General features: G+C 67.6%; 5 protein-coding genes. All 5 read left to right on the forward strand.

What is annotated here, in order from left to right:
• The coding region (locus H7F49_RS18550; protein ID WP_214647907.1) for an enolase C-terminal domain-like protein at positions 1-291 on the forward strand (291 nt) is incomplete at its 5' end.
• 17 nt (positions 292-308) lie between these two features.
• A complete protein-coding gene (locus tag H7F49_RS18555; protein ID WP_185685054.1) occupies positions 309-1,223 on the forward strand; it encodes a LysR family transcriptional regulator in 915 nt (304 codons plus the stop codon).
• A gap of 114 nt (positions 1,224-1,337) precedes the next feature.
• Entirely contained in the window at positions 1,338-2,888 is a 1,551-nt protein-coding gene (locus H7F49_RS18560) for an aldehyde dehydrogenase (NADP(+)) (protein ID WP_214647908.1), read from the forward strand.
• A gap of 42 nt (positions 2,889-2,930) precedes the next feature.
• Positions 2,931-4,076, forward strand: a complete 1,146-nt coding sequence (locus H7F49_RS18565; RefSeq protein WP_185685056.1) for a mannonate dehydratase — start codon at positions 2,931-2,933, stop codon at positions 4,074-4,076.
• Between the two features lie 171 nt (positions 4,077-4,247).
• Positions 4,248-7,142 carry a TonB-dependent receptor domain-containing protein gene (locus tag H7F49_RS18570; protein ID WP_185685057.1) on the forward strand — a complete coding sequence of 965 codons (2,895 nt, stop codon included), beginning with the start codon at positions 4,248-4,250 and terminating at the stop codon, positions 7,140-7,142.
• Positions 7,143-7,423 lie beyond the last annotated feature (281 nt).

A 7,423-nucleotide genomic window follows, 5' to 3' on the forward strand; every position in this document is an offset into this window, starting at 1 on the left:
CTCATGGCCATGGCGCATCTGGCCGCCGCAACCCCGAACCTGACTTATGCCTGCGACACGCACTACCCCTGGGTCGAAGACGCGGACGAGGTGGTACTCGGCGGCAAGATCGCGTTCACGGGCGGGTGCGTCGAGGTCACCGACCGGCCCGGGCTCGGTCTCGAGCTCGATTCGGCGAGGCTGGCACGGGCCCATGCCACCTTCAACCGGATCGCCATCCGCACGCGCGATGACACGGGGCAGATGCGCAAGTATGATCCCGGTTTCTCCCCCGCCAAGCCGAGGTATTGAGCCATTGGTCCCGCCCAGTGTTTGAACTGATCCAGCTGCGCTGCTTCGTCGCGGTGGCCGAGGAGCTCCACTTCGGCCGTGCCGCGGCGCGCCTCAACATGACCCAGCCACCGCTCAGCCGGCATATCCAGGTGCTGGAGCGGATCGTCGGGCTGGAACTGCTAGCGCGGTCGAGCCGTTCGGTGCGGCTGACCGCAGCCGGGGTGGTTTTCCTGGCCGAGGCGCGCCGCATCGTCGAGCTGTCCGACAGCGCCGTGGCGACCGCGCGCGCGGCGGCCGAGGGGCAGCGCGGCATGGTCGCGCTCGGCTTCACCGCGGCTTCTGGCTACAGCTTCCTGCCGAGCTTCTTCGGACGCATGCGGATCGACATGCCCGACGTGAAGCTGCTGCTGAAGGAGATGGTGACGGGCGAGCAGCTCGAATCACTCCAGACCGGCCGGCTCGACATCGGCCTGCTCCGCCCCCCTGTGCGCGGGACCGAGCTGGCTTCGATGCGCGTGCTGACCGAGCGGTTTGTGGTCTGCCGGCACAGCTCGATTCCCGAGCATGCCCGCCCGCGCACGCTGGCGGACTTCGATGGCCTGCCTATCATCATGTATGCGCCGGACAAGGCGCGGTACTTCCATGATCTGGTGACCGGCCTGTTTGCCAACGCCCACGCCTCGCCGCAGCTGGTCCAGCATGTCGCGCAGATCCACACGATCCTGACGCTGGTCGGGGCCGGGCATGGCTATGCGCTGGTGCCCGAGGCATCGACCCATCTCCATCCGGACAATGTGGTGTTCTCAGAGCTCGAGAATTCCGATCCGATCGTCGAGCTGCATGCCGCATGGCGCGAGGATAACGTCAATCCGGCCTTGCGCCTTCTGCTGACCAATCTGCGCCGATGGACCCGCGAACTCGGGGGCGCCGAGGACGATCAGCAGGCCTGATCTCCCGATCAATAAGCATTGCGTATCGATCAATCGCCGAACGCGATTGGCCCGGGGCGGCCACCTCGCGCACAGTGTGCGATCAGGGAGACCAGCATGCCGGAACAGGGTTTGATGATTGTCGCTTCGCGCGCGGTGATGGGGGAAGGTGCGCCGTTCAGCGCGGCCCGCGCGGACACCGGCTTGCCACTCGACCGGATCTATCGCGCCGCGTCTGCCGCCCAGGTGGATGCCGCCGTGGCCGCTGCAGACCGCGCGGCGATTGCTTTCGGGGATAGCGCACCGGCTGATCGGGCAAGTCTGCTCGAGGCGATCGCGGAGGCCATAGCGGGAACCGGCGATGCCCTGATCGTGCAGGCCATGGCCGAGACGGGCCTGCCGCGTCCGCGCCTCGAGGGGGAGCGGATGCGCACGGCCAACCAGCTGCGCCTGTTCGCGGCGGTCCTGCGCGACGGCACCTTCGCCGACATCCGGATCGACCGGGCCGACCCGACCCGTGCGGCCGGACCCAAGCCCGACCTGCGGCTCGGCATGCTGGCCCTCGGGCCGGTGGCGGTGTTCGGGGCTTCGAACTTCCCGCTCGCCTTCTCGGTCGCCGGCGGCGACACGGCGTCGGCGCTCGCCGCTGGCTGTCCGGTCGTGGTCAAGGGACATCCTGCCCATCCGGGCACGAGCGAGATCGTCGCCGCCGCAGTGGCGCAGGCGGTGCTGGCCAGCGGGTTCGATCCCGGCATCTTCTCGATGCTGCATGACGCGGGCATCGCCGTCGGACAGCAGCTCGTCACCGACCCGCGCATCAACGCCGTCGGCTTTACCGGATCGCGCCGGGGTGGCGAGGCGCTGATGGCGCTGGCGGCGGCCCGGCCCGTGCCGATTCCGGTCTATGCCGAGATGAGCGCGATCAACCCGGTCCTGCTGTTCCCCGGGCGGCTGGCCGAGGCGGCGGACGAGATTGGGGCGAGCTTCGTCGCGTCTCTGACGCTGGGTACCGGCCAGTTCTGCACCAACCCGGGACTGGTGATCGCGATCGATGGCGAGCCGCTGGACCGGTTCGTCGCCGCCGCCGCCCGCGCGCTCGAAGCCTGGGGCCCCGGCGTCATGCTGCATCCCGGGATCTGCTCGGCCTATGGCGAGGCCACGGCCACGCTCGCCCGGCATGAGGCGGTCGTGGCGGCCGGGCGCGGTGGCTCGGCCGATCTTCGCGCGACGGGGCAGCTGTTCACCACGACCAGCGACGCCTTCCTCAGCCATGCCGAACTGCGCCATGAGATGTTCGGCCCGGCCTCGCTGGTGGTGCGCTGCCGCGACCTGGCGGACGTGGGCCGGGTGCTGGCCCAGGTCGAGGGGCAGCTGACGGTGGCGCTGCACTTTTCCGAGGCGGACCATGCGGCCGTGGCCGCGCTGCTGCCCGTGGCGCGGCGCAAGGCTGGTCGGGTGCTCGCCAACGGGTTCGGCACCGGGGTCGAGGTGTCGCCCGCCATGGTCCACGGCGGCCCCTATCCCGCGACCTCCGACGGGCGCACGACCTCGGTCGGCACGCTGGCCATTGCCCGGTTCCTCCGCCCGGTCTGCCTGCAGGACATTCCCGAAGAGCTGCTGCCTGCCGCATTGCAGGAGGCCAATCCCTGGAGCCTGCCCCGCCGCGTCTGGGGCGGCGCGGGCTGAGGGAGCACCACCAGAACACCAACCGAAAAGGGGGAGAGAACCATGGAGCGGCGGCAATTCCTGACGGGGCTGGGCACGGGCCTGGCTCTCTCCGCAACGGCGTCGGCCGCGGAAGCTGTCGCCGCCACCCCGCAGGTTCCCAAGGTCCGGTCCGGGCAACGCCCGAGCGGGCGGCTGCGCTTCAAGCTCGGCTGCCAGAGCGGGCCTGCCACCGACGAGCATTTCGAGTACCTCGCCCGCTACGGCGTGACCAACATCGCCGCGCGGGCACCGGTGTCCGAGGGCCGGTTGTATTCGACCGTCGACGAGCTGAAGGGCGTGAGGGCCCTGGCCGGGGCGAGGGGGCTCAAGCTCGATATCCTCGACCCCGTACTCTTGCCGTCCTCCCACATCGACCGCGAACGCAACCCCGGCATCATGCTCGCCCAGAGCCCGGAGCGGGAGCGCGAGGTCGAGGCCTTCCAGACCCTGATCCGCAACTGCGCCGAGGCGGGCATTCCCTGCATCAAGTATAACATGTCGATCCTAGGCGTGCTGCGCACCGGTCACGTCACCGGGCGGGGCGGGTCGGTGCAGTTCGGCGAATGGGACACCGCCAAGGCCGCGCCGGAGACCCCGCTGACCCGCGCGGGGCCGGTGAGCGAGGACGCGTTCTGGGAGCGCATCACCTGGTTCCTTGACCGGGTCGTGCCCGTGGCCGAGGAATACAAGGTCCGCATCGCCTGCCATCCGCATGATCCGGGCACGTCGCCCGAGGGCTACCAGGGGGTCCACCGGGTGCTTGGCACGATCGACGGGCTGAAGCGCTTCGTCGCCATCCGCGAGAGCCGCTATCACGGGCTCAACTTCTGCCAGGGCACGGTCAGCGAGAACCTGATGCGCCCGGCGGTCGAGCTCTTCGACGTGATCCGTTGGTTCGGCTCGCGCGGGAAGATCTTCAACGTCCACTTCCGCAACATCGTCGGCGGGCGGGGGCATTTCCGCGAGGCCTTCCCGGACGAGGGCGATGTCGACATGTTCCAGGCGCTGCTGACCTATCACGAGGTAGGCTACGACGGCATGCTGATGCCGGACCACGTGCCTGAAGTCCCCGGCCATCCGGAAGCGGGACTGCAGAGCTTCGCCTTCGCCTATGGGCACACCCGCGGGCTGATGCAGGCGGCGGAGCATTATCTGGCGCGAGCCTGACCGGAATTCGCGGGGCGGCCGGCAAACGAAGCCGCGCTGCGCCATTCATGCCCGCCCGGCATCGTTTGATTGCGACCGGGAATTGGACTTGGCCGGCCCGGCAGGGAAGTCTCCACCGTGAAGAACAGGCATGCCGTCCAAGCGGCTGCACCACGGGAGGGGAGACCCAACATGTCGAAGAATTTCGTGCGTCCGCTGCTGCTGGCCAGCGTCAGCCTGCCGCTGGCCCTGTCGACTTCGGTTGCCATGGCGCAAACCGCTCCGGCCGAAGAGGCCGCACCCGCAGCCCAGACTCCGGCTGAGGCGATCGTCGTCACCGGCAGCCGCGTGCAGCGCAACGGCTATGATGCGCCGACCCCGCTGACCGTGGTCGATGCCTCGTCCATCGCCAAGTTGGCCCCGACCAACGTCGCCAACTATCTCAACCAGCTGCCGCAGCTGACCGGCACGGCGACCTCGCGCGCGGGCAATGGTGCCACCTCGACCGGGACCGCCGGTCTCAACCTGCTCGACCTGCGCGGCCTGGGCCCGAACCGCACCCTGGTGCTGATCGACGGGCAGCGCGTCGCCCCCTCGACCCAGACCGGCGCGGTCGACGTCAACAACATCCCGACCGCCTTGCTCAGCCGGGTGGACATCGTCACCGGCGGCGCTTCCGCCGCCTATGGCTCGGACGCGGTCGCGGGCGTGGTCAACTTCGTGATCGACCGCAAGTTCGAAGGCCTGAAGCTCAACGTCATGGGCGGCGTGACGAGCCGCGGTGACAACAAGAACTACCAGTTCACCGGATCGTTCGGAAAGACCTTCGCCGATGGGCGCGGGCACTTCATCATCTCGGGCGAGCACCAGCACGAGGACGGGATCTTCCTGATCGATCCCGCCAAGCGCAAGTGGTACAAGGAAACCTACCTCGTCGCCAATCCGGCCTTTGTCGCCGGCAACGGCCAGCCCCGCCAGATCGTCGCCGACAACGTCCACTACAACAACGTGGCCCAAGGCACGGTGATCAACAGCGTGGTGCAGAATGGCGTGCGCCGCAATTTCATCACGGCCGGCGCCCTGAGCAACACCACCAACCCGTTCTTCGGCACCAGCTTCGGGCCGGGCGGCGCGGTCACGCCGTTCGTCTATGGCACGATCGCGGGCAACTTCATGATCGGCGGCAACCCGTGGAACGAAGGCAACTTCGGCACGCTCACCCCGCGGATCGATCGCACCAATGCCTGGGGCATGCTGAGCTACGAGTTCAGCCCGGCGGTTACCGCTACCTTCGAGGCGTCCTACGGCACCACCCACACCTTCGGTCCGGCGGCCTATCAGCGCAACGTCAACAATATCGACATCAGCGCCAGCAACGCGTTCCTTCCGGCCAGCGTGCGGGCGACGGCTGCCGCGAACAACATCACCTCGTTCCGGGTCGGTTATGGCTCGGTCGATCTCGGCCGCATGATCAACGACATCCAGCGTGAGAACTATCGCCTGGTCGGCACCCTCGCGGGCGAGTTCGCCAAGGGCTGGAAGTGGCAGGCCTACTACCAGTACGGCCGCACCAACCTCGACATCAAGCTGCTGAACACGACCGACAACATCAAGTTCAGCAACGCGATCGACGCGGTCACCAATGCCTCGGGCCAGATCGTCTGCCGCTCGACCCTGACCAACCCGACCGACGGCTGCGTCCCGCTCAACATCTTCGGCACCGGCGTCGCGAGCCCGGCGGCCATCGCCTATGTCAAGGGCACGGCCTTCCAGTCCCAGGCGATCACCCAGCAGGTCGGCTCGCTGTCGATCACCGGAGAACCGTTCAGCCTCTGGGCCGGCCCGGTCTCCTTCGCCGCCGGCATCGAACACCGCAGGGAATCGGTGACCGCCGTGGGCGATCCGGTTTCGGCCAACTTCGTCTCGGGTCCGTCGCTCTATCCCACCACGCTGGGCGGCTTCTTCACCGGCAACTTCAAGAGCAACGCGGGCAAGTACCACGTCACCGAAGGCTTCGCCGAAGTGGTCGCACCGCTGCTCAAGGAGAGCGCGATCGGCACGGCCGATTTCAACGGCGCCCTGCGGGTCACCGACTATTCGACCTCGGGCCGGGTGACGACCTGGAAGGCCGGTCTGACTTACGAGCCGATCCGCGACATCAAGTTCCGCGTGGTCCGCTCGCGCGACATCCGTGCCCCCAACCTGCAGGAGCTCTACGCCGCGGGCGCATCGCAGGCCGTCGACGTCACCGACCCGCTGGCCACTGTCAACCCGACCCGCATTACCCAGATCACCGACGGCAACCGCGCGCTGCGGCCCGAAAAGGCCAACACGCTGGGCCTCGGCGTGGTCGTCTCGCCGCGGTTCATCCCGGGCTTCAGCGCCTCGTTCGATTACTACAACATCAAGCTGACCGACGCGATCACCACCCTGGCTGTGAACGATATCGTATCACGCTGCATCGGCGGCGAGAGCGAGCTGTGCGGACTGATCACGCGCAATACGGCAGGGACCATCACCCAGATCCGGCGCGTGCCGGTCAACGTCGCCTCGCAGCGGGTGCGCGGCTTCGACATCGACGCGTCTTACCGGATCCCCTTCGATGGCCTGTTCCGCGACGCCAATGGGCACATCGTGCTGCGCTTCCTGGCCAACCGGGCGCTCAACTACAGCTTCACCAACAACAACGTCACCAACGAGGCCGTGGGCGAGAATGGCGGGCCGAACGCCAACCCGTCGATCCCCAAGTGGCGCACCTTCACCTCGCTGGGCTATGACAGCGAGAAGGGCTCGCTCAGCCTGACCATGCGCACGATCTCGTCGGGGGTCTACGACGTGACCTGGGTCAGCGGCGTCGATATCGACCGCAACTACATTGCCGGAGCCAAGTACTTCGACCTGGGTGGCAGCTACACCCTGTTCGGCGAGGGTCGCAACAAGACCGAGCTCTACTTCGCTGTCGAGAACCTGTTCGACAAGGATCCGCCGGTCGCGGCCGGCAACGCCTCGAGCGCGCAGCCGTTCAACCCGGTTCTCTACGACGGGATCGGCCGCTCCTTCCGCGTGGGCGTGCGGGCCCGGTTCTGAGCCGGGCCTCGAGGCGGCCCACAGATGGGCCATAGCGAAGCGCTATCGATCGAAAGCCGAACGGATTTGGACGAGGTCGGCCAAGCGATGATAGCGCTTCCGACAGAACTTTGAACGGAACTCCAAGATGATGTCTCCCCAGGAAATGGCCGCAAAAATCGGCTCGGGTCTGCTGTCTTTCCCGGTCACCCATTTCGATGCCGCGCTGCAGTTCGATGTCGATCCCTATCGGCGCCATTGCAGCTGGCTGCTCGAGCATGACGTGGCCGGACTGTTCGCCG

Origin of the sequence: Novosphingobium aerophilum, assembly GCF_014230305.1 — a bacterium.
Taxonomy (GTDB): Bacteria; Pseudomonadota; Alphaproteobacteria; order Sphingomonadales; family Sphingomonadaceae; genus Novosphingobium; species Novosphingobium aerophilum.